Raw genomic sequence first — 24,739 nt, forward strand, 5'->3', positions numbered from 1 at the left:
GGAGATGGTGGGTCAAGATCAATTTTGTTTCTAAATCATCTCTCGGAAGATACTGTTTTCATCCTTGTACGCATATGGACATGTTCAGAAATGCCATACCACGCCGGCATTCATACCGTTATCCTGATAATTCTGAGATAACAAACCGGTGTAGTTGAGGGATACGGCAACCGATTTTGTGACGTTGATTTCTGCCCCCGCCTTCATCACCATGCCGTCGCGTGAGGCTGCGACCGTGGCGGTATTGAAGGTGGCGTCAGTGCCGGCAAAGCGCAAGCCGACTTCGCGCTCAGTCGCGTTGTACTGATGCTGCCAACCCAGTTCACCACGCAGGGTAACGGCGCTGTCTTTACCGGTACTCCAGCGTTTGTCCGCACGCATACCCAGGGTGGATAATGTTGCGCTGGTGCTCTGGCTGTCTGCTTTCAATGCGGCGGCACCGCCATTTTCCGTCATATCATCGCTACGGTAATTCACCCACGCCAGATTGGCGAACGGCTCCAGATTGAACCAGGTATTGTCCAGACGGTAACCCGCTTCTGCGAAGATCTGGCCTGTTCCCGCGTTATAGCGTGCCTTGGCGTTATCGGACTGGCCGTAATACCCGATACCCCGGGAGGTTTCAATCCGGTGCCAGGTATAGGCGGTACCTGCGCGCAGATTCAGGTTGTCATAGGTTTTGCCGGCATAGACGGCCAGATGATAGTTATCACTGTCGGCAGATGCGCCGTCTCCGTGCAATGAGGTGCGGGTGTAACCGGTGGCCAATCCCAGACGCCAACGATCGGCCAGTTCATTATCCGCACCGAGCAATACCCCAAAGGTGGAGTCGTGGAAACCCGTGGCATTATCATTGCCGCTGGCGTGCTCCCAGTTGCCCAGCAAACTGACCCATGCGCCGTCCTCGTCTTGTTTGATGTCGCTGCTGTCCGCTGCGCCCTGAGTCTGGCGCAAACGGCCGTTAAGCGTATCCCGAACATAACGGCTGTTATTCACCAGCGCGGAGGCGATATCCGCGTGTATCTGCCCGGACAATTGACGATAGGCTTGACGCGCCAGTTCGGCAGAAGGGGCTATCAACAAGCTTTGATACACGGGGTTATCAGCCGGTAAGCGTTCAACTGCCGTCGCGAGGTTACGTTGATTGGCCGTGACGGCGACATCCGCAAAACGGGTGGCGCTACGTTGTAAACCCAATGAGAGGCTAGTGGGCTGATAGGCCAGATCAGGGCTTAAAAACAGCCCGGCGTCGGCAGAGCCAAATTGCCCGGTAATACCTTGCACGGCAGTGAGCAGGGTATAACGCTGTGCCAGGATATTGCCGGCGGAGGATGTCGAAGCCAGCAGGTTTTGCCCCGCTTGCGGCACCACCGCAATCTCGCCGCCGTTCAGTGTCGCCTGACCATTGACCTGCAGCAAATCGCTGTGGCCAGCCTCAATTTCAGCCAGATAACGGGAGCCATTCCCCAGCGTCAGATCGTTATCAATCGTCAAGGTACCGATAGAATTGCCGGGTGCCACCGAGCCCCCTTTATTGGCCGTCAGCGTGCCGATATGCCCACTGCCGCCTACCAGCCCACCGTCGCGCACCACAGTAGCGCCGGCGGCTTTACCGTTGGCGATAAAGAGCCCGTCAGCCGCGACATCGCTGGCTAACGTGCCGGTGTTGGCCAGTTGCAACACAGCGCCTTTGGCAATCCGCGTCTGGCCGGCATAGTCATTATTCCCGCTGAGCGTTTGGCTACCGCCTGCTATTGTCAGGCCGCCTTTATAGTGCGTTCCGTCAGGATTGCCGAGGTCAACGTCCGTGATACGGCCCGAGAAATTATCCTTGGCCTGGCTCAATACCAGCGTTCTGTCTCCCAGCGTGACCACGCCATTGCCGCTTAAGCTGCGGAGAGTGACGTTGTTCATGCTGTCTGGAACGCCCCACAGCGGATTGAAATTACCGTGTTCAGTGATGTCAAACCAACCGTTATTTTCCAGAGATGCAGAGTGGGCGAGGCTGCCGGGGCCGGTAAGATATAACACAGCACCTTTATTCACCCGGGTCACGCCGGTATAGGTGTTCATGCCGGTCATGTTGACCACCACATCCGGCATGAGCGTTAAGTCGCCGGCACCGGAGATGGCGCCCGCCAACCCAAGATAACCTTTTCCTCCATTAGGGTCACCCGACGGATCGCCGGCAGGGGCACTCATCAGATTTCCCATTTGCCTGGTCACGCGGTTAAGGTGCAATCCGCTGCCGTTGGCATCCGTAGAAAAATTATCGGCATTGACGACGAAAGGGGTAAACGCCGTGAGCTGATTTTGCAAATCATACATCACTGAATATTGAGTGAAAAAACCTATACCCATAGTGATGTTCCAGGTTTTTGTGTCACTGCTGTCGCGATCGATAATCAGGCGATCATCACCGGCTCCCTGCAGAGTGATCCCGTTGCCGACTTTCTGTCCATTGGCGTCGACAGGCTGAAGCGTCAGGGCGGTCACTGACGTGTTGTTTTCTCCATCCTTATCAAATTTCACGCCATGTTGTTCGAGGATGTCGCCGAATTTTTTGCTGTCTATCGTTGCGTGAGTAGCATTGCCGGTATCGAATAAAATTGCGCCGCTCAGCGCCTCTGCGGGAAGCTCAACGGTGCTCGACTGACCATTGATATTGAGTGTGAAGGCGTATTTGAAGCGGCCTTCATGTTGCGAAGACGCCGGTGCACCAGAGTTGGGGAAATGGGTGATATCTCCCTCTTCACGTTTAGGTGCCCAGGGAACCTGGGTATCAAACTGTGCCCGCAGGCTGGGCGTCAAATTGAGGATGGCACAAGGTGCGCAACCCGGTGAAAGCGTTGTTCCATTTTCATTGGCATTGTCATTACCGGCGACGATAAAACCGGTTTTCGTGATGGTGCTAAAGGGGCTGCCGCCATTGGGATTGCCTTTTGCATCCGTAAAAAGAAAATCCCCTACGCCAAAAGTGCCGTAGAAGTGTTTTTCTTCGGTCGGTTTTCCTGTGGTAATGTGTTTTTCCGCGGCTAAATCAATATAGTAAGGTTTCCCCTCTATGACTTTAAACGGCTTTTGATCTGCTTGCTGGGGATGGTCGAGCAACAGATGTTCAACCTGACCAATGACGTAGCCTTTATTATTGCTGTCGGGCGTCGCCACCGGTATCGGAGTGGCATCATCGGTGTAATAGGTCAGGTTTGTTATTTGCTTGCGCTGTAACCAATATCCGCCCCAGCCATCGTTGCCATAGAGGTATTCGTATGCCTGATTCACATTCGGCCAGCGCGAGGTATCTTGCCGCCCGAGAACGGCGTTGAACTGATCTGAACCCGTATCAAAAATATATTTTTGCGCGGGGCCTCCGTTGACGCCGACATTAATGGTTAGACGATTATCTAAATGCCCCAGAGGAATGGTTACTGGGGCCGGAGCCCCTAAGGCAGAATGTGAGTAATATGAAAACAATAATGAACTGACGAATAAGCTTATTGGTTTTACTTTTGTTAACATAGTCATGTCCCAGAGAGATAATTTTCCAGAATGAAAAAGTAAAATTGTTTTTTAAAATCTAGTTGTTAATTGTATTAAGTCAAGTTGATATGTGAATTAAATTTGTTTTTGAGGATTATGCGCGACATGTGATTCTTGGGGTGCATATCACGCATAACTATTTGAATTTTATGTTTATTATTTGCGATAAACTAAAGTGTTTTTATCAAGTTAAGGTAGTCTTGATGTAATAAATGAAATTTCATAATCATGTCCAGGGTATTGGCTGATCATTCGCTGTGAAAATTCTTTCTTTGTGATTTTATGGCGATAAGTATCATGTAATAAAATAAGAAACTCGTCTGATTTTTCAGTGGTATCAATCGGAATACGTTTATAATTATGATCGAATTTTATTTGGCTTAACAACTTATTGAACCAGTCATTAAACGGTTTGTCGTCAAGTGCGGAAATAACCTGAGGTTCGTTGGTGTTGGTACAGCCCTGAACTATTGAAAAAGAAAGCGCAAGGAGCAAAGGGCTAATTAATTTAAATTTGCTTTTTTTCATTTTTTAATTCCTCCTGTGTCGATTATCTTACTGAAAGTTGACTACCCACACTCTTTATAACCAATGTGAGGGTATTATTGTATGACTATTTCATCAAAAAAACATTGCGTTAATGTTCCTGGAGCATGAATACCTTGAGCCCATTTTAATACGTTGGGTTTTTCGTCTTGTTCTACCATTCCCCCCCAGACATCAATAAATTCTTTGTTCTTGAAGAAAAAAACGCCAGGCTCAGAGGTTTTTGTTGAGGCGAAAATAGCTAGCCATTCTTTGTCGGCTAAAACTTCGGATACATCAATTTGTTTTGAGCTGACTTTTTCAGTCAGTACCTTTTGTACCAGACCTTGGTAAAGACTCTTGTTCTCCGCATTAATTTTTAGCTTTAAACTCGCACAGTCGACAGTGGCTGACGCTATGTTTACTACAAAAAATAATGGGAGGGAAAAAAATAATGACACTTTTTTCATAATGATATCACTGGGTTAGGGTTTAATGGAAGTGAGTATAGAACATAATGTCCCATCAAGTGCAAAAAAAAATAACCATTTGAATACAAATGCTATTTTGTGATTTTTTGACTATTCCCCTTATATGTTAAGGGGAATACCATGCTGCCTATCATCCGATGGGAACCAAACGGAAACAAAGATCGAATTTATTACCAAGTAGGTATGAGTACTGGGATGTATAACTAAGTTTGGGTAATTGACATGCGGGCATAAATTCAATATTTGAGAAAGGGAGAACTTTTCATATCTGAATGGTTTTACTGGCCATTTGGCTGGGAAATCAACGAAAGAGTTTTTGCATTTGTCGCTTTGGGTGAATGTTTTTTATTTAAAATCAATCGATTGTTTTTTTTCTTTATCAGTTTTTTCTGAAGTGTTTACGCAAGTAAGATTATTCGTAGAACATCTGCTACATTTCATGGACATAGACAAAATCCATCTATCCTCGCCTTTGTGGGGAGTGGGCGCGGATGAGTGCGGAGTTTAGATGCATCATTTTAAAATTTTCTGTTTGTTATTAGCAATAACTATACCCACAAGTGCTTTTTCAAGCAGTTTTTCCCTGGGGGTGCAGACAGAGTTGGAAAGTCAGGCATACAAAGCCAAACGTACACATTTTTATGCCATTCCCTATGTGGGCTATGACAATGATGTTTGGTATGTCGACGGTATTGAAACAGGGTTTTATCTACTGAAAGATGCCGAAAATGAACTGAAATTAAAAGCCTACTATTACTATGAAGATGCTTACCGTCCTGAAGATGGCCACGGTGAAGCGATGCAAAGGCTTAACAAACGGCGTGCAACTGTCATGTCGGGGATCAGTTACCAAAGGATCACTCCGTGGGGAGCGCTATTTACCCAGGTAGCGGCGGATACGTTAAATAATAGCAAGGGCGTTGTTGCAACGGCAGCCTACATTGGCGAGCTCAATGTCAATTCTGTGATGCTTTATGGAGAAATCGGTACTGATTGGTCGAATGCACAACAAACGCGTTATTACTATGGGATTTCCCAAGAAGAGGCCGATCGCAGTGGGCTTAATGAATATCGTCCACATCAAAGCCTAACGCCGTTTATCATGTTGGCAGCAGAGTACAAATTCACCCAGTTTTGGGAAGGTTATATTGAATCCCGTTATAACTTCTTATCGAAAACCGTGCGCCATAGCCCAATGGTTGATCGCGATGGAACGTATAACTTTGTCATTGGCCTTAACTATAATTTTTAACGGGGGAAGTCTCTATGTTTTGCCAACGAATAGGAGACTATGACAGTGTCAATCTTCTCTAACAAGATTGGTATCCTGCTCGCTGTGATGATTTTTGGCTTAACCTATGGTCTTAGTGCACCACTGATCGCGATTAGGTTGGTCAATGAAGGGTATAGTGAAATCTTTGTGGGCATCAATGCGGCGATGCATGCCATCGGCGTGTTCATTGTCGCCCCATTCTTACCGGTGTTGTGTCGGCGGTTTAATGCTAAATCATTGATAATATTTTCATTGTTTATATCATGCCTCGTATTGTGTCTCTTTCCCCTCACGTCTTTTGCAACCTGGTTTGTGTTGCGCCTTATGCTGGGTGCCATGAGCGAAATTATGTTGGTTGTTACTGAAACCTGGTTGAACTTTATGGCTGAAGCGGCAAACCGTGCACGAATCATTGCCGCTTATACTGCCAGCTTGTCCACAGGTTTTGCTCTTGGCCCACTCATTTTAGTGTCCGTTGGCAGTAGCGGAAATACGGCATTTTATCTGGGGGCCGCCATCGCATTGTTGGCAGCAGTAGTAGTCACTCGCTCTGCTGTAAGGCCATTCCCTGCAGACGAACAACACCAATCCAAACCGACGCTGATGTACCTTAGTCTGGCACCCATTGCTATAGCGGCAACGGTTCTGAATGCAGGTCTGGAGTCTGCAGGTCTCAACTTACTTTCGGTGTATGCAATGAATTTGGGTTGGGACGAACAATCAGCAACGTCATTGATTTCTGTTTTATTGATTGGGGCAATATTGTTACAACTGCCTATTGGTTGGATAGCGGATAAATACAATCGTCAGTGGCTAATTATCATCATGGCGGGTTTATCGGCCTGTGGGGCATTGTTATGGCCAATATCGCTTAATTATCCCTGGATGGCATACACATTACTTTTTGTGTGGGGTGGTGTATTTGTAGGTATTTATACTGTGGTGGTCACTGTTGTGGGCGAACGCTTCAGTAACGGTGAATTGGTCGGGGTGTATGCTGTATTGTCGATTGCCTGGGGCGTTGGCGCATTGGTTGGCCCAATGATGGGTGGGGTAGCCATGGAATTGAACACTCACGGCCTACCATTGATGGCCGCGTTGCTTTGCGGTTTGTTTATGTTGTTTACCCTTAAGAATGCCAGGCGGGGCTGCTAAGCCGTCTTACAATTAAAAGATATGAGAAGAGGTTATAAGGCATGGTTCAGTTGGTAATGATTTTACTGGGGGTTGATTATTTGCGTAACCGCTGGCGTGGGTTGATGATTGCCGGTTGGTTAGGTGTGTTGGCTGGCTTAATCATCTTCATCGATGCGTTGGATAACGCGATTTATTTCCCCTTGCATCCCTTTGCTTTCCTGTTGTTGGTCGAAGGCCTGGCAACGTTGATGGTTGCGCATACCGGCATCGGCGGGCAACGTACCTTGCGTTACGTAAAAGGAGGGGCATTCTCACTGGCCGCGATATTGATCTTGAGCGGGCATCACCATGGTCATTTTATTTTATCGATGATTTTTGGCATTTTATTTTTGACCGACGGGTTATTGCAAATCGTCACGGCTGGGGTTGTACGCTATAAAAACTGGAAATTTGTGGTCGCCGGCGGTGTCATCGAAATCATGTTAGCCATTTTCTTCTTTCAACCCTATCCGACCCATTATGTCGGCACCGTACCTTATTGCTTAGGCCTGGGATTGATATTTGGCGGCTGGAATATGGTTATGCTGGCGATACGCGTCAAAAAGCTGGAGGTCAACCCTGCTGTTTTGGGCAATACGGCTGCTGAGGAAGCCAGCGGGGCAGAAACGGCGCCGTTGGTCACTGAATGGGACGGCCCTCCGGCTGCCGATGAACCGGCACTGACCATACATGTCTGGACACCTGTAGGATCCTCGAAGAGTGCAGTAGTACCTCATCCTGTCATTGATCGTTATATTGCTGCGGTGGATAAAAATGGGGTGATTTCCACCGGCCATGCTGCGCTGGAATCTCCGGAGGGCGTCTATATCAGCCTGTATCCGGCAGTCGATATTGACCGGTCGCCCGATCAATTTACCCGCTTGCTGCGTGCAACGGCAGATAATAATGTTGAAGGGCAGTTTCAACCGGATTATGTGACTGAATCCGAAAAATGGTGCCCTTCAACCATGCAGGTGCGGATCAGGAACTATGATGCTGAACGTTTGAAGCGGTTCTGGGAGGTCTACCAGGCAGACAACACCTATAACCTTACGCATCGCAACTGCTCAAGCAGTGTGGCGCGTGGGCTGGAAGCGGCACTGGAAGGCGTGGTGGGTAAGATATGGGGGCAGCGTGGCCACTGGTGGGTGTTGAGTAAAATTCTCACGACGCCGGAGTTATGGGTGGCGGTACAAATACGTAAACGCGCAAAAACGATGGCCTGGACGCCAGGGCTGACGCTCGATTACGCACGTGCATTAAGCATGTTGGCGGATCCCCGGCCGGCCGGCTGGATAACCACCATACGTCGTGCCCTAAAGAAAATGTTTTCTTTGCGCAAGCAATGGCGCGATGAAAAAAAACAGGACACGATAGCGTCAGGTGCTAACGGTGAACCCTCAAATGACAAAGGCAACTAGTTATATGGCCATGTTTTCTTGGTTGACCTCACCAACGGCAAGCAACGAGCAAGACTGGGTGTTGGAATACGCCCGGTTACCGCAGGTGGAATGGGGGGAGCAGGGTAAAATCGTACTGCGCAATATTCGCAATTTCAGATATCAACCTACCCGCGACGATTATGTGCCCGATTGGTACGATGCAGATATCGATATTAGCCAGTTAAAAACGGTAGATGTGGTCTCCTCTTACTGGTCAGGCAAGACTATTGCGCATCTGTTTTTGAGCTTCGGTTTCGAAGACGGCCGCCATTTGGCGGTCTCGATAGAAACGCGGCGTAGCCGCGACCAACGATATTCGACCTGGCGCGGCTTTTTTAAACATTACATGTTGACCTATGTGCTTGCCGATGAGCGAGACTTAATTGGTGTCAGAACCGATGTTCGCAAAGAGCAAGTTTATCTTTATCCCCTTCAGATATCGCCAGACACGGCTCAGGCTATTTTTCTGAGCTATTTGCAACGTATCGATCAACTGAGCCACCAACCCGAGTTTTATCACACGATATTTAATAATTGTACGAGTAATATTTTGCATCACGCTAAGGCGGTTTCTGCCGACATTCGCTATAGCTGGAAAGTCTTGGCCAGCGGCTATGCAGATAAATACATCTATGAGCTTGGCTTATTGGATAGTAGCCAGTCTTTTGAACAGTTGAAAAAACGATGCCTCATCAAGAGGCCGGACGATGCCGTGATCAATGAGGATTTTTCGCGTTTGATTCGGGAGGGTGTTAAGAGGGAAAGTTGAGTAGCTCACTTTCCCTGCTTGTGATTCTGAAGGTAGGATGATTCCTGCCGTTATTTTTTCTTTTTGGCCTCTCTATCCATCATCTTTTGCTCATCCGCATCTTCAAGTTCGTCTTGTCGCATCAGGCAATTGGCATAGGCATCGGTCCCTTTGGTAAAACCATAACCATCACAAACTTTTTTATGGTTTTCCAGAGTCATCGCATCAAGCTCATCACTGATCCCACACCCTGATAAAAGTACCATTGAAACTGCAAGTAATACTGTTCGCATCATTCTTCTCCATTATTAAAGGCTTCAAGCTAAATATCAGTTATTGACACTCAGGATCGCCTATGTCGCATTTTTTTATTTTATTCAGAGAGTTTGTGCGTTCCGTTGTTCGCTCACTCAAACATAATGCGTTATTCATCGCGTTAATACTCCCGCCTGCAGAGTTTGAACTCAAAAACGCACAATCCGCATCTCTAAATTTTAGCCAGGCGCGCTGCGCCTGAAGTAGCGCCTTACTTTTTTCAGGGGATGATTTTAATGTATCCATGACTTTTTTATAGGCTGTATTCATCTCTCCATCTGCATTTTTGTAAGTCTGAGTGGCACAGTCATTCAGTTCAACCTGATTTTGGGCTGTCTGCAAACAGTTGCTTTCAGGTTTATCCGCTGCCAGCGCGCTGGTTGAAAAAAAGGCTGAAAAAATCAATGGAAGGGCGACAATACGCATTTGCATATTTTAATATCCTTAAGTTGAGAAATTTTCATCTAATAATAGGTAAGCCTTTGGCGTTACGCCAACTTGATATCAGCTCTTGTCCCTTGATGAAGGGAGATGCGTGCATTTCAATCGTCAACGTTTACCGCCGCACGCTGTTGTTCCAGTAAAGCGATAAAACGCAGAATTAGCGCATTCATACGCAGCAGAGCAACCGTCGGTTCTGCCGAAGCAGGGGGATGTTGTTCCAACTGTTGGCAAAGATTGACCCCGCTTTGGTAGCCCGCCAGCGCAAAACTGCCTTTCTGCCGATGCAACACCGCGGCGAATACGTCCGGCTGTGCGGTGGCGGCGAGCAGCTGTTGGCGGTCAGCGTCGCTGCTGCGTTGCAATTCGTCAATCAAGGTGGTCATGACCTGCGGTTGCCCGGCGGCCATCAATTGGATTTCCCGCATGTCCACACGAATGGCCTGTTGCTCCGACACTAAGGTACGCAAATCCTGCTGTGTCAGCGGTTTGATCAGCACGGCGTCCATGCCCGCCGCCAGACAACGGTATTGCTCATCGTTAAACGCATTGGCGGTACAGCCGACGATAGGCAGATATTGACGGTGGCCGTGTTCTCGCTCTCTTTGCCATTGCGCCAGCTGATAGCCGGTGAAAACCGGCATCTGACAATCGGTCAGCACCAAATCGAAGGGGGATTGCTCCAGCCATTGTAGCGCCTGGCGACCATTGTCACAGGTGGTGACCTGATGTCCGAGCTTTTCCAGTTGAAGTTTCATCACCGTCAGGTTGGCGGGCAAATCATCCACGACTAGCACCCGCAGCGAGTGTTCAACGAGGGGAGCGGTGAGCGTCTCTTGCGCCTCATCACCTGCGGTGGTGCGAGGTAGCGTTAGCGTGAAAGAGAACCGTGAACCCTGCTGCGGGGTGGAGTCAATCTGTAACTCGCTACCCATCAGTTGCAGCAGTTGGGTACAAATCGCCAACCCGAGCCCCGTGCTGGCCGGCGCGTTGGCATCAACCTGAGCATAGGGCTGCAAAATCTTCTGTTGCAGGGGTTGCGCGATACCTATGCCGCTGTCGCTGATACTGAACGTCAGATTGTCGTGATGAGGATCCTGCGGTAGTACACCGACCTGCAGTGCCACAAAGCCCTGTTCAGTATATTTGATGGCGTTGCTGAGCAAATTATTGAGAATTTGCGTCAACTTGGTGCCATCGAGCAGGTACTGATGCTGCCAGACGGCTTCGATATCGCTGTCCAGCCGCAGCGCTTTTTGTGCCGCCAGCGCGGCGTAGGTATCCAGCGCCTGCGTCAGCAAGGGATGGAGTTCCGTGGGGTGAGCTTGCAAGTGCATTTCACCGGCTTCAATCTTGGAAATATCCAACACATCCCCGACAATTTGCAGCAACTGGCGTGAGGCCGCATAGGCTATCGGCAGTGACGTTCCGGCGGCTTCGGGGCGCTGGGTTTCCAACTCAAGAATACCGAGGATAGCGTTCATCGGTGAACGAATTTCATGACTCATGCGCGCCAGAAAATGACTTTTTTCGCGGCTGGCGTTGGTGGCCTGTTGCAAGGCATTGGCGAGATCGCGCTCCAGGCGTTTGCGCTCGCTGATGTCATACCAACCGAGCAGCAACCCTTGCGGTGTCAAACGGCTGTCACTGTATGCTGCCAGCCATTGAGCGATTTCCCGTTGCGCTCCCTGTATCACTATTGCACGGTCGGAAAACTGCGGTTGCATATTGCCGATGGCGGCTATGCGCTCTTGTTGGCTGATGGCGGGAATAATCGGATTTCGCGCGGTAAACTGCTCCAGGGAGTGTCCAATCACTTGCTGCTGCGTTAGCGTCAGTGACTCTAGCAAGGCCTGATTGCAATGGGTGATGTTACCGAGCGGATCACACACCAAAAGTGGCGTTGGGATACTGTTGAGCAGCGTTTGCCAGTATTTCAACGCATCGCGCAAACCGCGTTCGGCACGGCGGCGGCGGAAAATTTCAGTCGACAGAAAACCGATCAGAAACAGCGACAGCGCGGCACTGACCGCCGTCAGCGGATTAAACCAGCGATCGCTGGTGGTGCCGTTCGGTTGCATTGCACTTAGCGTTGAGTTCAACAGCCAGCGTTCATTGATCGACTGTGCAACGCCTGCGGGCAGGGTGTCGATGGCATGATTAATACGCTGCAACAGCGCTTCCTGACCCGGTGCCAGCCACAGTGACTGGCTGCTGATGATTGCCGGCAGTGGGCGCACGCTCAGCCTGCCGGGGTAAAGATTGCTGGCTAACAACGCCGCCTGTGTGGCATCGCAGACGATGCCCTGCGCGGCACCGGCATTCAGCAACCGGATCGCTTCATGTAATGACGCCGCCTCACCGAGTTCCACGCCGGGGTAAGCCGCAAATAATCCCGCCTGCGCCGGGCTGTGACGTAATATCAATACCCGTTGATGACGCAGATCCAACGATGATTCGTGCTGCAACGGCAGCCGATCCTGACGAACCACCAGTGCCCAGCGCTGTTGCAACAAGGGATGCGAAACCAGTATCCCCGGCGGTGGCGCTGAACTTTGCGGCGGCGGCAAAGCTGCCTGAATACTTTGCGCGTTCAACATCTGCGCCAATTGACTGTGGCTGGATGTGGCCTGTGTGGTGAAGTGCAACCCATTTTGAGCCGCAAGGGCGCTCAGTAAATCTGTCGCCGCTCCTTGCAGTTGATGGTTTGCATCAAAATCACTGTAGGGTGGACGATCGTCGAGCAGACCGATGTGAATGTCTCCGGTCGCCCAGGCCCACGCAGGCAGTAAGGTGACCAGCACCAGCCAGGCTTTCATTTTCACAGCCCAGCCTCGCGCAAATAGGCGAACAAATCGACATCGGAGTTGACGCCAATTTTTAACATGGCGCTTTTCTTCTGCGCGCTGATGGTCTGTTTGGTGCGACTGAGCATGGCGGCGATATCGTTAACGCCGTGCCCCTGGGCCAACAGGCGCACGACCTCCAGCTCGCGTGGGCTCATTGCTACTGTGGAGGGCAATGATACGGCGTTGCCCGGCGGTCGGCGTCCCTGCTGTAACGCTTTCAAACACGCGGTCAGCTCAGTGGTCAGGCTCTGCTTATTGATCACGGCTAACACGCCGGTAGCCAGAATGGAGTTGATCAGCCCGGGATTGGTCATCACGGTAATGACTACAATCGGCAACTGTGGGTATTTGCGGCGCAGGGTACTAATCAGCCGCAGTCCGTCGGACTGCTGTTCACCCGGCATATTGAAATCAGTGAGCAGCACATCCGGCAATTTTTTCGCCAGCAAAGCCAGCAGTTGATCCACCGTTTGCGCTTCACCGACGATCGTAAAATTATCGCCAAAGGCTGTGGTCACCACGGTTCGCAGACCAATCAGGAATACGGGGTGATCATCGGCTATTACCACGGTTTTTTGCACAAATGACTCCTCGGAGCAGACAATGCAATCAGTATAGTGAATCCGCTTTCGCCAGTGCCAATACGCCGACCACCCCTTGTTGCGGACGGTGCAACAAACGGCATTCGACATGATGATAATGTGCATCGGGCAGCAGCAGGCGTAATGAGCAATATTGCGGTGTATTCCGCGATTCCCTTACGGTGCGCAGTAATGTTTTCAGCACCTCGCGATCGTCGGGGTGAACATGGGCCAGCAGCAGCGTCAGATTGGCTAACTGACGTGGCGGCATGCCGAAAACGGCGTCGTGTGGCTGCCAATCCAATTGTTCAGCTTCTGCCGACAGGCGAAAAAAGGCTGGGTGGCGTGTTTGTAGCAATGCGTTCAGCAATAGCTGCTGTTGTTGCATCAGTTTGCGCTGAGAGCGATGTCGTTGTTCCCGCGTTGCCACTAACAATCCCAGTGAGATTGTCATCAGCAAGTACAGCTGTGACGCTTCGACCGCCTGCATGCCGGCCAACGCTGGGCGAAATGGGCCATAGCCGTAGAGCGTCGCCAGGCTAACCAGCAGCGTGAGCAGAATAAAGTACAGCGCCAGCGGCAACAGGGGCAACAAAGCGGACAGCAACAGCGATAGCGCCAACACGGAATACAATAAAGCATTATTCAGCAGGTCGTTGCTTAACAGACTGGAAGGCAGGAAAAAAACGGCTATAGCTAACGGAAAAACCCACGCTGCAATAACGGCTTGCTGGCGGGTGGGCCACTGCCACTGGCCATGATTCAAACGATGGATAATAAATAGCGGTGCGATCGCCAGGCAGCCGGTAGCATTTGAAATTCCCCAACTGATGAAATGCGAAACCCGCGTCGGATAGCCGAGAGCTTTAAGAATTAAATCACTAAACAGACCGCCCACGGCGCTGGCAAGGTACACGCCGGCCAGCAAAAGCAACGTTTCTCCCGGGTGCGACAAACCGTTTGAATAGCGGTGCAGCCCATTCCAGATCAACGCCAGCGGGCAAATGATCGCTAAATCGAGCAGGGCGAACGCCAGCGCAATATCCCAGGGGCGGTCGTGCAGCAGGCTGACCGAAAAATGCAGTACGCCGGCGCTGATCGCCCACACCGGCCACTGTGCCGGGGAGCGGGTGCATAATACGCCCAGCAACAGACCGGCCGGCAACCAAATGGTGCTGGACAGGCTCCAGGGATCGCGTGTTTCGAGACTGATGGTGGCGAGCAAGAAGTAAACCGCAACAAATATCAGCCAACGTAACAAGCCGTAACGACGTGGAATACGCCCGGCACCCATGGTTATCTCCCTTGTCCTCTTTGCGGTAAATATTAACAGCCATCCTCTAGGTTTAGCTACGAATTGCTTTTCTGACTAGTCAGATATCCGCTGTTCCAATACGTCTTTATACTTCACATCAAGTTACGGCATCGCGCCGAATCGTCAATTCCCATCACTCAATTACTGAGGTTTGTCAGCTATGAAAAACATTCAATTGTTCGGTGGCATCATATTGGTATTTGCAGCAGCGCTGGTGCTGTTTTGTTCTTTAACTTCTGTTGGGCATAGCGCACGTAATACTGAGCCGGTATTTGTGATGAAAGAGGGGACGGTGTTGTTTTCCCTAAATGCCAGTATGCAGCAAAACCGTCAACTTGACGTTCAATACCAGCATGCCAGAGGGTTATTGCAGCAGGTCGGTGGTAAGTTGCTGAATGGCATGAAAAACACTAGCGTTGGAAGTTATTTTTCATGAGTTGATTTGATTTATTAAGTCAATTCAAAGGCGTTTTTTCATAAAACTAATATTGTTATAGGTTGCCAATCCATAATATTAATGGGTTTGATTTTTTCTAAGCGAAGTGAAAACCCATTACAATTGTTATACGACGGTTGCGTAACTTAAGAGATCGTCCCGTTGGCCAATGACAAGCACGATGCTATGAGTGTTTGTCATTGGCCATACCCAGTCGGTATGCATTACAGGATAGGTACTGTTGTTCTGCACGGAATTTACCAAACATCTTCCTGTGCTCAGGTGTTGCGGTGGGCACGTGCAGCAAGAACCCTGGTTATTTACTGCTCCATTAGCACCTCACCTTGATGACGATGTCCTGACACCTCGTAACCGACCACCGTGATGATTGGCGCAAACATAAGAATGACCAAGCATATGACTATACCTACACCGTAAATCGCTGCGGTGACAGAGGCCGCGATTACGATACCGGTCGCAAGCAGGAGCCATACATGTAACTGATCGAAACGGCGCACAAGAAAATAGTGGAGCGCGTAGATCAATCCGAGGAATAGGGTCACTGGAATTGCGGTGGCGAGCAGGACTGATAATGACCCGATGTGAGCTTTATTTTCGATGAAGGTCGCCGCAACATCCAGCCCTGCTCCGGTAGCAACTATAGACGCGATAAGCAGTATCTGGCCATAGCTCCATATGAAAGCGCGCGAGCGATGCCTGTGTAATACTTTCGCTGAGGGTAGAATGGAATATACCCACCACATCCCGAAGGTGAGCCCGACACCTGCAATACAGGCGAGTGCTGCGTCCATCGTCCAGCCCTGATGCTCCATTTCAGCTGATAACGTCGCGACCGTGCCCACCAATCCTTCACCAAGTGCAATTATCGCGAACAGACTATGGCGTTCGGTCATGTGCTCCGCATGCCAAGGGGTGCCACCATCCTTTCGTTCCGCTAGTGCGGGTCCCGCTAGTTCGACAAGAAACCATATGCCACATAGTATGAGGGTAATATCCAAAGGGAAATGAAACAGGATAATCGCAATCCAACCTATTTGAGCAACAGTGATGGCGGCAGCATAAGTGAAGTGGTTTACTGAATTTGGCCACCTGAAAAGAGGTGATATGCTCACCTCAGAACAACACAGGTGCTCCAATGAAAAGAAGAAATTTTAGTCCTGAATTCAAACGCGAATCCGCTCAGTTGGTTGTCGATCAAAACTACACCGTCTCTGATGCCGCTAAGGCTATGGATGTCGGTCTTTCCACAATGACAAAATGGGTCAAGCAACTGCGTGAAGAGCGTCAGGGCAAAACACCAAAAGCTTCTCCGATAACACCGGAACAAATCGAAATACGTGAACTGAAGAAAAAGCTACAACGTATTGAAATGGAAAACGAAATATTAAAAAAGGCTACCGCGCTCTTGATGTCAGACTCCCTGAACAGTTCTCGATAATCGGGAAACTCAGGGCGCGTTATCCTGTGGCCACTCTCTGCCATGTGTTTGGGGTTCATCGCAGCAGCTATAAATACTGGAAAAATCGTCCTGAAAAACCAGACGGCAGACGGGCTGTGTTACGAAGTCAGGTACTTGAGTTGCATGGCGTTAGCCACGGTTCGGCCGGAGCAAGAAGCATCGCCACAATGGCAACCCAGAGAGGCTACCAGATGGGGCGCTGGCTTGCTGGCCGGCTCATGAAAGAACTGGGGCTGGTCAGTGCCAATAGCGGACATTACTAACATCGCGTTGCATTAAAAATTAGGGAGCACGTCAAAATGAATTATATTAAGTATTGGACTAACAGAAAATAGTAATGGACCTTTTAATCAGTAAGGAAAAGAGCGCATGCTGATACCCACGCTAAAAACAGATCGTTTGCTATTAAAGCCATTAGTTTCCAAAGATGCACTCCAGATTCAGAAGCTCTATCCGCGCTGGGAAATTGTGCGTTATATGGTGTCATCAGTTCCCTGGCCCTTTCCTGACAATGGTGCAGCGCATTACGTGAATAATGTCGCGCTGCCCGCTATGGCAAAAGGCCATGCCTGGGTTTGGACCATACGGCACCGGGATAACCCTGACAATTTGATAGGCGTTATCTGCCTGGACGAAGCGGAAGATAATAATCGTGGTTTCTGGTTGGTACCTGAGTATCAGGGGCAGGGATTAATGAGGGAAGCAAGTATTGCGGTTACAAATTACTGGTTTAATACTTTGAACAAGCCTGTTTTGCGAGCCCCAAAAGCGGCCGAAAATATACGTTCTCAGCACATTTCAGCCAGTAGCGGCATGCGGCTAATCAAAACGGAAAAGAAACAGTTTGTCAGCGGGCTTCTGGACTCAGAATTGTGGGAGATTACTCGTGATGAGTGGAATGCCCATCACTCAAGCTAATGGGATACAATGTCCGCTCCTCGCTCACAGCGGACCTTCAACCCTGTAAACTCGTCCACTCAGTGCCAACAGCAGACGTTACTTCTTGCATATTTCAATTTTCTTCTCCCCACAGCGGTGTATCTCCTAACGCTTTAGCAATAAAATCAACAAAGCTGCGAACCTTGAAAGGAATACGGATCGCGCTGGGATAAACAGCCTGAATAGTAAGTTCAGTCGTCCGGTATGCTGGCAGCAGCTTTATCAGCTTGCCCTGCTTAATATGCTCGCCAAAAACAAAGTTGGGCCCGTAAGCAATGCCTGTTCCGGCCAGTACAGATTCGAGAAGCAACTGAATGTTATTGGCAGTCATACGGCATGGGCCTTCAATACTGTGCGGCCTGCCTTGTGCATCATAAATCGTCCAGTCTCCCGCTGAAACCGCCTGGCTGAACGCCAGTCGAGGCGCACGGGAAAGATGATCCGGCGTCTCTGGTGTGCCATGTTTTTTCAAATACTCCGGTGAGGCGCACAAAACCATCCTGCAAGGTGCCAGCCGCCGCGTAACCAGTGTCGGATCCTCAAGACGCCCAACTCGGATGGCAACATCGATTCGATTTTCGAGTAGATCGGCGTATTTATCCTCCAGTACAACGTCCAGACTGACCTCCGGAAATTGCTCCAGATAGCGTGATACGATCCTACCAAGATGCATTGCACCGAAGGCGACCGGTGCTGCAACGCGAAGCAACCCCTTCGGTGTTTTCTGAACATCACTGGCTTCCCGGTTCGCATCCTCAAGAACCTCAAGAATAACTTTGCAACGTTCATAATACCGCTCACCGGCATCCGTCAGGCTAAGACGGCGTGTTGAACGCTGAAGAAGTCGTACATTTAGATCAGATTCTATAGCGCTGACATGCTTTCCTGCCATTGCAGCCGAAAGCTTAAAACGTCTCGCGGCGGCGGCGAAACTGCCTTCATCCACTGCCGCGATAAAAATCTGCATGCTGGTGAACCTGTCCATTACTTACCACCATTCGATAATCAGAGTATCGGCTGTCGACACAATTACGCTGATTATCATCACTCATGACAGCAATTACCATTACCTTAATTACATGAAGAGGCATGAGACGATGAAAATTAAGGTGAATGGAACGGGTATCCACATTGAGCAACAGGGCAGCGGTGAAATTGCACTGGTATTTTTGCATTATTATGGCGGTTCATCCCGTACCTGGGAGAGCGTGATAAGTCAGTTACCTGACCACTACCGCACAGTTGCAATCGACCACCGGGGCTGGGGGGGCTCAGACGCACCTAAATCAGGATACCGAATTGGTGACCTTGCTCGGGATGCCGAAGGGGTTATTTCAGCGCTTGAGCTTAAACGCTACATTCTTGTTGGCCATTCGATGGGGGGAAAAGTTGCCCAACTGATGGCGTCGCGTCGGCCTGCAGGTCTTGAAGGCCTGATGCTTATCGCTCCCTCTCCACCTTCACCTATGCGTCTCACGCCTGAGCAGCGCGATACGTTATCCAGCGCATATAACAGCCGCGAATCTGTCGGCTTTGTGATTGATAATGTCCTGACAGCGGGGGCACTAAGTTCTGCTCTGCGTGAACAGGTAATCGAGGACAGTTTGAGGGCCTCATCCGAGGCCAAAGAAGGCTGGCCTAATACGGCTATCGGCGAAGACATTACCCAGGAAGTGGCCTCAATTAATGTCCCTGTGACGGTCATTTCAGGGGAGTTGGATCGTGTAGACCTTCCGGCTACTCTGCAAAGAGAATTGCTGCCCCTTATTTCACATGCATCAATGTATATCATTCCAGACGTCGGACATCTCTTGCCTCTGGAGGCCCCTACAGAGGTCGCCAGCCACCTGTTAAAATTTACAGCCGCCATTGAAGGGGGGACAGCAGTCTACCATTCGCCTGTCGAAACGATAGCCGCGTTTGATGATGCTTTCAATGCAGGCAGGGTTGATGACCTGCTGGCTCTGTTCAGTAACCGTGCCACTATGAAAATGACTGATGGTGTGGTCATCGAAAGCGATCCTGAAAAGCTTCGGGACACTTTTTTGTCACTGACATCATCCCAGCCAGTTATCAGAAACCATATCCGCTCGATCCTCTCCGCCGGTGAAATTGCTCTGCTTATTATTGACTGGACTTTGACCATAACCACTAAGGATAGAACACTGCACGAAGAGTCCGGTACAGCAACGCAGGTGTTGTTGCGAAGCGTTGACGGAGGTTGGCGGCTGCTGATTTCAAATCCATCAGGAACGTAGTGAGTTCAGTAAGAATAGCTTGCGCTAGCAATATCGCGTGGCTGCAGAGAGGTAAGTGACATCCGCCACCACCCGCATGCCGTTTTAAGGCATGCGGTAATAACGATGAGCGCAAGATTGCTGTTATGTCTTGCTGATTTCGGAGCGCCTGCTTTTCGCTCAAAGCTGTCTGTCAGTTTATCAAAGAATGCCCAAATGACTTGCGAACAACAGTCAACTGACGAGCAAATGAAGCTCAAACGGTTACCATCCTGATTCAAATTGCCGTAGGATTTGTGTTAAAGAAGAATCATACGCCTCAAGGCTTACAAAAAATGCATCGCCTGAAGGCTCACTCGATAATGCTTTCACCATCATTAACGCTATGCGTTATATAAGGACTAGGCTGGGAGGCGTTGTACGGCAAGGGCTGAGAGGGAAAATGCGCAACTTAATCGATGCAACGTTGATTTTGCCATAACTTTTTATTAACTTAAAAGTATTAAGCCGTCCTTAGGGGCTGTCAGGGCTGAAACTGACAAATTACAACATCTCTGATGGCAAAGCCTGGCCGACAACAGGCAATAATGATTTAATGGCAAAACCTGGCCAGAACAGGTATCAAATCTATGGCTTTCCTAACTTTTCAGTAAGTTATGAATGTATGCCTCAAATCTATCAAATGCGATTTAGCTGCGTCATATTTCAATATGATTATGTTTTATAAGCATTTTATCAAATATACCTAACGCTAATAACTCTCACGCAGAACCCTAATCTGATGGGGATATTGCCTGCGGTAAAAACTCACAACTTTTCTTCCAGGGCGAGAACAGTCCGAGCCCGCCTGATACAGGCTAACCGGGGCGAACAGGCGCTATGGGTCATGCTATTCATAGTGGTCGCTGGCTGCAGACCGCGGACCAGATGTTCTTACAACTCAGCAGGCTTCTTATGTTCGATGCAGAAATGATAGTAAAGCAATTACAGGCAGAAACACGGCAGCGCAGGAAAAAGCCCTACAGGCGCAATAAATCGCGTCTGGACAGATATCGAATGGAAATACTTGCGCTAAGGCGGCATGGTGCTTCTGCATCTGAAATTCAGCGTTGGTTACGAAAAAAAAGAGTCTGTGTTGTTTTAACAACAGTCACACGCTGGTTGGAGAAGAATGATGGCCAAATTCTCAGTCAAAAAAACTGACCGGGAAATAGCAAAACGGCAGGCCGCTAACGTAATGAAAATTTTGCAGGCTGATGTTTTTCGCTCAGTTGGCACAGTGAGAAATTATCAGGCAGCCCTGACGCGGATTGCCCTGTATTTCAGAATAAATGGCGGAATAAACCTACAGGATGTTACGCCTGAAATGGCCACGGTTTATTTCCATCAAAGGGCTGCTGCTGTTGGTCAGAAAAGCCTGGATATGGAACGTCAGGCTCTACAGGCAATGATGATTCATCTGACGCAGGAATTACCCTCCGGAGAAGTTCTTGAGGTAGTGCATTCTTTGAAAGAGAAAGAATTATCATCGAGATCATATACATCAGAACAGATCTTCCTTATTTCATCGCATCAGTCCGATAAAAATGGTCTGGCAACACTGATTGCCTACAATGCGGGATTACGTAGCCACGAATTATTTACGATCTGTGAGTTACAGCAACGCCAACCGAATATCAGGCCTGTTTCGGCTAAAAAATTTATGGGACGGTCTGGGAAGGCGTACACGGTGCAGGGAAAAGGCGGGCTAATTCGGGAAATTAGGTTATCCACTGATTTGGCCGAAAACCTGGAGACAACACGATTACCAGAACCGATAAAAATCACTGATCGTGGTGTCCACTATGACCAATTTTATGCCATCGCAGCAGGGCAATCCTGGAGCCGATCATTCAGCACAGCCAGTACCAGAACCTTGGGCTGGTCTGCGGGGAGTCATGGGACGCGACATAGTTATGCGCAGGAACGAATGGAAGAACTTCAGAGTCTCGGATGCCATTATGCTGAGGCACTTGAGATTGTCAGTCAGGAACTGGGGCATTTCAGACCCGAAATAACCGAGGTCTACCTCAGGTAGTGTATTATACTGTAATGTACATATTTTTTGGATTTAAAATTAAAAAAAATATGCGTTTTATTTTAATAAATATCGATAATTTATTTTTTATGGGATTTAACTCCGTATTTTAGGGTTTGCTATTCGGCTCCTCTTTCGCTCGTAGTAGTTTGGATATGTGGTCAGTCGTTAACAGGCGTCTTGATATCTAAAAATACTATCGGAGAATTTAATTATGTTTCTGACGGATGCTTATATTAAAAAACAACTCAGAGAGTTAAATGCTCGGAAACTGAGTGGGGAAATTATCGAAAAAGACAGTCGTCTATCAGATGGCAGTGGACTATACCTGTTGATTAAATCAAATGGCTCTGCTTATTGGCGACTGCGTTACCGATTTAATGGAGAAGATCGGCTGATATCTCTTGGTGAGTATAAATATATCCCTTTGGCATTAGCACGTGAAAAACGAGAAGAGGTCAAAAGAAATATTGCCAGAGGAATTGATCCAAGAGGGACGAAGGATGAAGAAGGTTTTTTAACATTCCGTGAAGTCGCTATGCAATGGCATGCGAGTAATCGCCAATGGTCAAAGGAACATAGTAGACGCATTCTTAAAAGTCTACTGGATGAGGTTTTTCCAGTATTTGGTGACGATAATATTAAGCTCCTCAAAACGCAGGATCTTCTAAAACCTGTTAAGCAAGTTCAAGATTCAGGGCGTTTAGAGTTGGCATCGCGTATTTATCAGCGTATTAATTCAGTTATGACTTTGGCTGTTGATAATGGATTGTTGGAGTTTAACCCCATTGCGCACAAATCGGGGGCTCTGATAAAAAGAAACTCGGAGCATCGTGCTGCACTGGAATTAGAGAACATACCAGAGTTCCTTAAACGCATAGAAAAATTTAAAGGCAGAAGATTAACTCAGTTAGCTATGACATTTCTTTTACATACTTTCGTGCGCTCAAGTGAGCTGCGTTTTGCGCGCTGGAAGGAATTTGACTTAGAAAATTCATTATGGACTATCCCATCGGTCAGGGAGGAAATACCGGGGGTAAAGTATTCTTATCGTGGTTCTAAGATGAAAACACCCCACATTGTACCGTTGAGTCATCAAGCATGTTCGATTATTCAGGAAATAAAAAGCATTACAGGAGAAAGAATATTTGTATTTACCAGTGATCATTTCCCTAAAAAACCAATGAGTGAGAATACTATTAATCATGCCTTACAATCGATGGGATACGATACCAAAAAAGATCTTTGTTCTCATGGGTTCAGGACTATGGCATGTAGTGCCCTTATTGAGTCTGGGAAATGGAGCCGAGATGCAATAGAAAGACAAATGAGCCATCAAGAAAGAAATAATGTTCGTGCTGCATACATTCACAAAGCAGAGCTTATTCCAGAAAGGCAAAAAATGATGCAATGGTGGTCAGATTATCTAATGCAGTTGCAACATGGGTTTCATCATCCATATGACTTTGAAAATAATAGTAAATAAATTTTTATGAGAGGTGAGAAATGGATAAGTTGCTTACGTTTGATGAAGTAATTAACAGAACTGGATACTCCCGGCCAAGAATCTATGAATTAATCAAATTGGGGGTATTCCCAAGAAAGATAAAAATAGGCTCAAGAAAAGTAGCTTTCATTGAAAGTGAAATTAATTCCTGGATCCAAGAAAAAATCAGCACATCTACAAAGTAAATGGCAAAGAAAAATAAACTGTCTTTCTGGCAGAGGGGTGCCTTTGTCAGAAAATAGTCTCTAATTATATAACGGAAATGATATTATGAACGATGAAAACATCAGTAACAATGTGAAAAAAATTTCCAGCGTAAATGGAATGCCATTAAGTAAAGGGTCTGACGGTTATAATAAGCAGCAATGTTATGTTATGAAAAATCACCTTCCAGACCAAACATTATGCAGCATTTATGGTCCCAGCGGTTCTTATAAAAGCTTTTTGGCGGTGTCATGGGCATGTCACATTGCAACTGGAGTTAATTGGGCAGGAAATAAAGTAAATCAGGGGGCTGTTGTCTATATAGTAGGGGAAGGAGGAATTGGAGTATCTCGTCGGGTTAAAGCTTGGGAAAATATATACCAAAAAGAGGCTGATAATCTTTGGTTAGTTAATAGGCCTGTGTTTCCGGTGAGAAGGTCAGAGATTAGTACTCTTGTTGAGTTGGTTAAATACATTGAGGATATGAGTCATTTTCCTGTTCGACTAATTATTTTCGACACCCTTGCACGTTGTTTTGGTGGAAAGGATGAGAATGATGCCAGAGATATGGGTGCATTTATTGAAGGTTGTGACTCATTAAAAAATAAAACATCTGCAACCGTCCTTGTTGTACATCATTCAGGCAAGGATGAATCTAAGGGTGCCAGAGGGTCAAGCTCATTTAGAGCTGCACTTGATGTTGAGTTTAATGTTAAAAGAGAGGCCGAAGAACAAGCATTAGTTCTATCTTGTACGAAGATGAAAGATGCAGAAGAACCGAAATCTAACGCTTATGAATTGCAAAAGTCAGAGTTATTTGTCGATACTGATGGTGAGTCAGTCTCTTCTCTGGCTGTTATTGACAGTGCGAGAAGGCCAAAGTATTTATTTCCTGAATTGTCTGAGGTTTCTAACCTCACTCTAAATCATAAAATTCTTTGGGGAATAATAAATAATCGTTTGGAAAATGGTGAAAAATGCACAAAAAAATCAATTCGTGATGATTTGAAAAGTCAGGGAATTGATATTAAACATTTTACGCGATGGTTGAAGAAGCTTGTTGATGATGGGGCTCTGGTGGACAACGGTGAAGAAATTCTGCTGCCCTCTCTACCTGAAGCGCCATAGAAAATGGTTACTAATGATCTTGACCCACCATCTCC

General features: G+C 48.0%; 22 protein-coding genes and 1 pseudogene. 13 read left to right on the plus strand and 10 right to left on the minus strand.

All coding sequences use genetic code 11. The features are described 5' to 3' along the window. Positions 1 to 84: 84 nt before the first annotated feature. The 3 genes from BEI65_RS25915 to BEI65_RS25925 all read right to left on the minus strand — a co-directional run bounded on the left by BEI65_RS25915 (position 85) and on the right by BEI65_RS25925 (position 4,535). Positions 85 to 3,282, minus strand: a complete 3,198-nt coding sequence (locus tag BEI65_RS25915; RefSeq protein WP_157765484.1) for an autotransporter outer membrane beta-barrel domain-containing protein — start codon at positions 3,280 to 3,282, stop codon at positions 85 to 87. 447 nt (positions 3,283 to 3,729) lie between these two features. After that, positions 3,730 to 4,068 carry a hypothetical protein gene (locus BEI65_RS25920; RefSeq protein ID WP_099065672.1) on the minus strand — a complete coding sequence of 113 codons (339 nt, stop codon included), beginning with the start codon at positions 4,066 to 4,068 and terminating at the stop codon, positions 3,730 to 3,732. Between the two features lie 74 nt (positions 4,069 to 4,142). After that, positions 4,143 to 4,535, minus strand: coding sequence for a hypothetical protein (locus BEI65_RS25925; RefSeq protein ID WP_020439774.1), 393 nt, complete (start codon positions 4,533 to 4,535; stop codon positions 4,143 to 4,145). Positions 4,536 to 5,064: 529 nt separating this feature from the next. On the opposite strand from BEI65_RS25925, the gene BEI65_RS25930 reads away from it, so the two are divergent. From BEI65_RS25930 to BEI65_RS25945, 4 genes are read left to right on the plus strand one after another with little or no spacing between them, the layout of a single operon-like run. Beyond that, positions 5,065 to 5,808, plus strand: a complete 744-nt coding sequence (locus tag BEI65_RS25930; RefSeq protein WP_064799160.1) for a MipA/OmpV family protein — start codon at positions 5,065 to 5,067, stop codon at positions 5,806 to 5,808. A gap of 39 nt (positions 5,809 to 5,847) precedes the next feature. Further along, a complete protein-coding gene (locus BEI65_RS25935; RefSeq protein WP_064799159.1) occupies positions 5,848 to 6,984 on the plus strand; it encodes an MFS transporter in 1,137 nt (378 codons plus the stop codon). A gap of 41 nt (positions 6,985 to 7,025) precedes the next feature. Continuing rightward, entirely contained in the window at positions 7,026 to 8,426 is a 1,401-nt protein-coding gene (locus tag BEI65_RS25940) for an HdeD family acid-resistance protein (RefSeq protein WP_099065673.1), read from the plus strand. Then, positions 8,410 to 9,216, plus strand: a complete 807-nt coding sequence (locus tag BEI65_RS25945; protein WP_232103325.1) for a DUF4105 domain-containing protein — start codon at positions 8,410 to 8,412, stop codon at positions 9,214 to 9,216. Before BEI65_RS25940 ends, BEI65_RS25945 begins: the two co-directional genes overlap by 17 nt. Before the next feature lie 50 nt (positions 9,217 to 9,266). Here the strand turns inward: BEI65_RS25945 and BEI65_RS25950 are convergent, their stop codons facing one another. From BEI65_RS25950 to BEI65_RS25970, 5 genes are all read right to left on the minus strand, one after another. Next, the gene (locus tag BEI65_RS25950; protein WP_145917166.1) at positions 9,267 to 9,491 is read right to left on the minus strand and encodes a hypothetical protein; all 225 of its coding nucleotides are present in this window, start codon (positions 9,489 to 9,491) and stop codon (positions 9,267 to 9,269) included. A 37-nt stretch (positions 9,492 to 9,528) separates the two neighbouring features. Then, on the minus strand, positions 9,529 to 9,942 hold the full coding sequence (locus BEI65_RS25955; RefSeq protein ID WP_099065676.1) for a lysozyme inhibitor LprI family protein: 414 nt from the start codon (positions 9,940 to 9,942) through the stop codon (positions 9,529 to 9,531). Between the two features lie 110 nt (positions 9,943 to 10,052). Next, complete coding sequence (locus BEI65_RS25960) at positions 10,053 to 12,770, minus strand: response regulator (protein ID WP_232103351.1); 2,718 nt, start codon at positions 12,768 to 12,770, stop codon at positions 10,053 to 10,055. Positions 12,771 to 12,772: 2 nt separating this feature from the next. Beyond that, positions 12,773 to 13,381 carry a response regulator gene (locus BEI65_RS25965; protein WP_099065678.1) on the minus strand — a complete coding sequence of 203 codons (609 nt, stop codon included), beginning with the start codon at positions 13,379 to 13,381 and terminating at the stop codon, positions 12,773 to 12,775. A 28-nt stretch (positions 13,382 to 13,409) separates the two neighbouring features. Beyond that, positions 13,410 to 14,675 (minus strand): MASE1 domain-containing protein, encoded by a 1,266-nt coding sequence (locus tag BEI65_RS25970; RefSeq protein ID WP_099065679.1) that lies wholly within the window; start codon positions 14,673 to 14,675, stop codon positions 13,410 to 13,412. 181 nt (positions 14,676 to 14,856) lie between these two features. Here BEI65_RS25970 and BEI65_RS25975 point away from each other — a divergent pair, with 181 nt between their 5' ends. Further along, positions 14,857 to 15,132, plus strand: a complete 276-nt coding sequence (locus BEI65_RS25975; RefSeq protein WP_020439764.1) for a hypothetical protein — start codon at positions 14,857 to 14,859, stop codon at positions 15,130 to 15,132. A gap of 320 nt (positions 15,133 to 15,452) precedes the next feature. Here the strand turns inward: BEI65_RS25975 and BEI65_RS25980 are convergent, their stop codons facing one another. Continuing rightward, positions 15,453 to 16,265, minus strand: coding sequence for a low temperature requirement protein A (locus tag BEI65_RS25980; protein WP_198404515.1), 813 nt, complete (start codon positions 16,263 to 16,265; stop codon positions 15,453 to 15,455). Positions 16,266 to 16,288: 23 nt separating this feature from the next. Between BEI65_RS25980 and BEI65_RS25985 the strand changes: the two are divergent. Together BEI65_RS25985 and BEI65_RS25990 are read left to right on the plus strand one after the other, a co-directional pair. Next, positions 16,289 to 16,854: pseudogene (locus tag BEI65_RS25985) on the plus strand (transposase); the annotation flags it as partial. A gap of 127 nt (positions 16,855 to 16,981) precedes the next feature. Further along, the gene (locus tag BEI65_RS25990; protein ID WP_099065681.1) at positions 16,982 to 17,530 is read left to right on the plus strand and encodes a GNAT family N-acetyltransferase; all 549 of its coding nucleotides are present in this window, start codon (positions 16,982 to 16,984) and stop codon (positions 17,528 to 17,530) included. A gap of 94 nt (positions 17,531 to 17,624) precedes the next feature. Here the strand turns inward: BEI65_RS25990 and BEI65_RS25995 are convergent, their stop codons facing one another. Further along, positions 17,625 to 18,518 carry a LysR family transcriptional regulator gene (locus BEI65_RS25995; protein ID WP_048280192.1) on the minus strand — a complete coding sequence of 298 codons (894 nt, stop codon included), beginning with the start codon at positions 18,516 to 18,518 and terminating at the stop codon, positions 17,625 to 17,627. Here BEI65_RS25995 and BEI65_RS26000 point away from each other — a divergent pair. The 6 genes from BEI65_RS26000 to BEI65_RS26025 all read left to right on the plus strand — a co-directional run bounded on the left by BEI65_RS26000 (position 18,517) and on the right by BEI65_RS26025 (position 24,704). Next, positions 18,517 to 19,809: an alpha/beta fold hydrolase gene (locus BEI65_RS26000; RefSeq protein ID WP_048280194.1), complete on the plus strand. Its 1,293-nt coding sequence runs from the start codon at positions 18,517 to 18,519 to the stop codon at positions 19,807 to 19,809. The two genes, BEI65_RS25995 and BEI65_RS26000, sit on opposite strands and share 2 nt — an antisense overlap. 933 nt (positions 19,810 to 20,742) lie before the next feature. Then, positions 20,743 to 20,991, plus strand: a complete 249-nt coding sequence (locus BEI65_RS26005; RefSeq protein WP_071530324.1) for a hypothetical protein — start codon at positions 20,743 to 20,745, stop codon at positions 20,989 to 20,991. Then, entirely contained in the window at positions 20,960 to 21,865 is a 906-nt protein-coding gene (locus BEI65_RS26010; protein ID WP_016808127.1) for a hypothetical protein, read from the plus strand. Before BEI65_RS26005 ends, BEI65_RS26010 begins: the two co-directional genes overlap by 32 nt. A gap of 214 nt (positions 21,866 to 22,079) precedes the next feature. Then, positions 22,080 to 23,351: a tyrosine-type recombinase/integrase gene (locus BEI65_RS26015; RefSeq protein ID WP_004133505.1), complete on the plus strand. Its 1,272-nt coding sequence runs from the start codon at positions 22,080 to 22,082 to the stop codon at positions 23,349 to 23,351. 20 nt (positions 23,352 to 23,371) lie between these two features. After that, the gene (locus BEI65_RS26020) at positions 23,372 to 23,557 is read left to right on the plus strand and encodes an AlpA family transcriptional regulator (protein ID WP_004133503.1); all 186 of its coding nucleotides are present in this window, start codon (positions 23,372 to 23,374) and stop codon (positions 23,555 to 23,557) included. An 85-nt stretch (positions 23,558 to 23,642) separates the two neighbouring features. Beyond that, a complete protein-coding gene (locus tag BEI65_RS26025) occupies positions 23,643 to 24,704 on the plus strand; it encodes a helicase RepA family protein (protein WP_004133501.1) in 1,062 nt (353 codons plus the stop codon). Positions 24,705 to 24,739 lie beyond the last annotated feature (35 nt).

It is taken from the genome of Serratia sp. BW106 (genome assembly GCF_002607755.1).
Classification (GTDB): Bacteria; Pseudomonadota; Gammaproteobacteria; order Enterobacterales; family Enterobacteriaceae; genus Serratia; species Serratia proteamaculans.

What these genes read in the sequence shown, in the direction of transcription:
- BEI65_RS25920 (WP_099065672.1), bottom strand. Translation starts at nt 4,068, where the DNA reads ATGAAAAAAAGCAAATTTAAATTAATTAGCCCTTTGCTCCTTGCGCTT.
- BEI65_RS25925 (WP_020439774.1), bottom strand. Translation starts at nt 4,535, where the DNA reads ATGAAAAAAGTGTCATTATTTTTTTCCCTCCCATTATTTTTTGTAGTA.
- BEI65_RS25930 (WP_064799160.1), top strand. Translation starts at nt 5,065, where the DNA reads ATGCATCATTTTAAAATTTTCTGTTTGTTATTAGCAATAACTATACCC.
- BEI65_RS25935 (WP_064799159.1), top strand. Translation starts at nt 5,848, where the DNA reads ATGACAGTGTCAATCTTCTCTAACAAGATTGGTATCCTGCTCGCTGTG.
- BEI65_RS25940 (WP_099065673.1), top strand. Translation starts at nt 7,026, where the DNA reads ATGGTTCAGTTGGTAATGATTTTACTGGGGGTTGATTATTTGCGTAAC.
- BEI65_RS25945 (WP_232103325.1), top strand. Translation starts at nt 8,410, where the DNA reads ATGACAAAGGCAACTAGTTATATGGCCATGTTTTCTTGGTTGACCTCA.
- BEI65_RS25950 (WP_145917166.1), bottom strand. Translation starts at nt 9,491, where the DNA reads ATGATGCGAACAGTATTACTTGCAGTTTCAATGGTACTTTTATCAGGG.
- BEI65_RS25955 (WP_099065676.1), bottom strand. Translation starts at nt 9,942, where the DNA reads ATGCAAATGCGTATTGTCGCCCTTCCATTGATTTTTTCAGCCTTTTTT.
- BEI65_RS25960 (WP_232103351.1), bottom strand. Translation starts at nt 12,770, where the DNA reads ATGAAAGCCTGGCTGGTGCTGGTCACCTTACTGCCTGCGTGGGCCTGG.
- BEI65_RS25970 (WP_099065679.1), bottom strand. Translation starts at nt 14,675, where the DNA reads ATGGGTGCCGGGCGTATTCCACGTCGTTACGGCTTGTTACGTTGGCTG.
- BEI65_RS25975 (WP_020439764.1), top strand. Translation starts at nt 14,857, where the DNA reads ATGAAAAACATTCAATTGTTCGGTGGCATCATATTGGTATTTGCAGCA.
- BEI65_RS25990 (WP_099065681.1), top strand. Translation starts at nt 16,982, where the DNA reads ATGCTGATACCCACGCTAAAAACAGATCGTTTGCTATTAAAGCCATTA.
- BEI65_RS26000 (WP_048280194.1), top strand. Translation starts at nt 18,517, where the DNA reads ATGCTGGTGAACCTGTCCATTACTTACCACCATTCGATAATCAGAGTA.
- BEI65_RS25995 (WP_048280192.1), bottom strand. Translation starts at nt 18,518, where the DNA reads ATGCAGATTTTTATCGCGGCAGTGGATGAAGGCAGTTTCGCCGCCGCC.
- BEI65_RS26005 (WP_071530324.1), top strand. Translation starts at nt 20,743, where the DNA reads ATGTTCGATGCAGAAATGATAGTAAAGCAATTACAGGCAGAAACACGG.
- BEI65_RS26010 (WP_016808127.1), top strand. Translation starts at nt 20,960, where the DNA reads ATGATGGCCAAATTCTCAGTCAAAAAAACTGACCGGGAAATAGCAAAA.
- BEI65_RS26015 (WP_004133505.1), top strand. Translation starts at nt 22,080, where the DNA reads ATGTTTCTGACGGATGCTTATATTAAAAAACAACTCAGAGAGTTAAAT.
- BEI65_RS26020 (WP_004133503.1), top strand. Translation starts at nt 23,372, where the DNA reads ATGGATAAGTTGCTTACGTTTGATGAAGTAATTAACAGAACTGGATAC.
- BEI65_RS26025 (WP_004133501.1), top strand. Translation starts at nt 23,643, where the DNA reads ATGAACGATGAAAACATCAGTAACAATGTGAAAAAAATTTCCAGCGTA.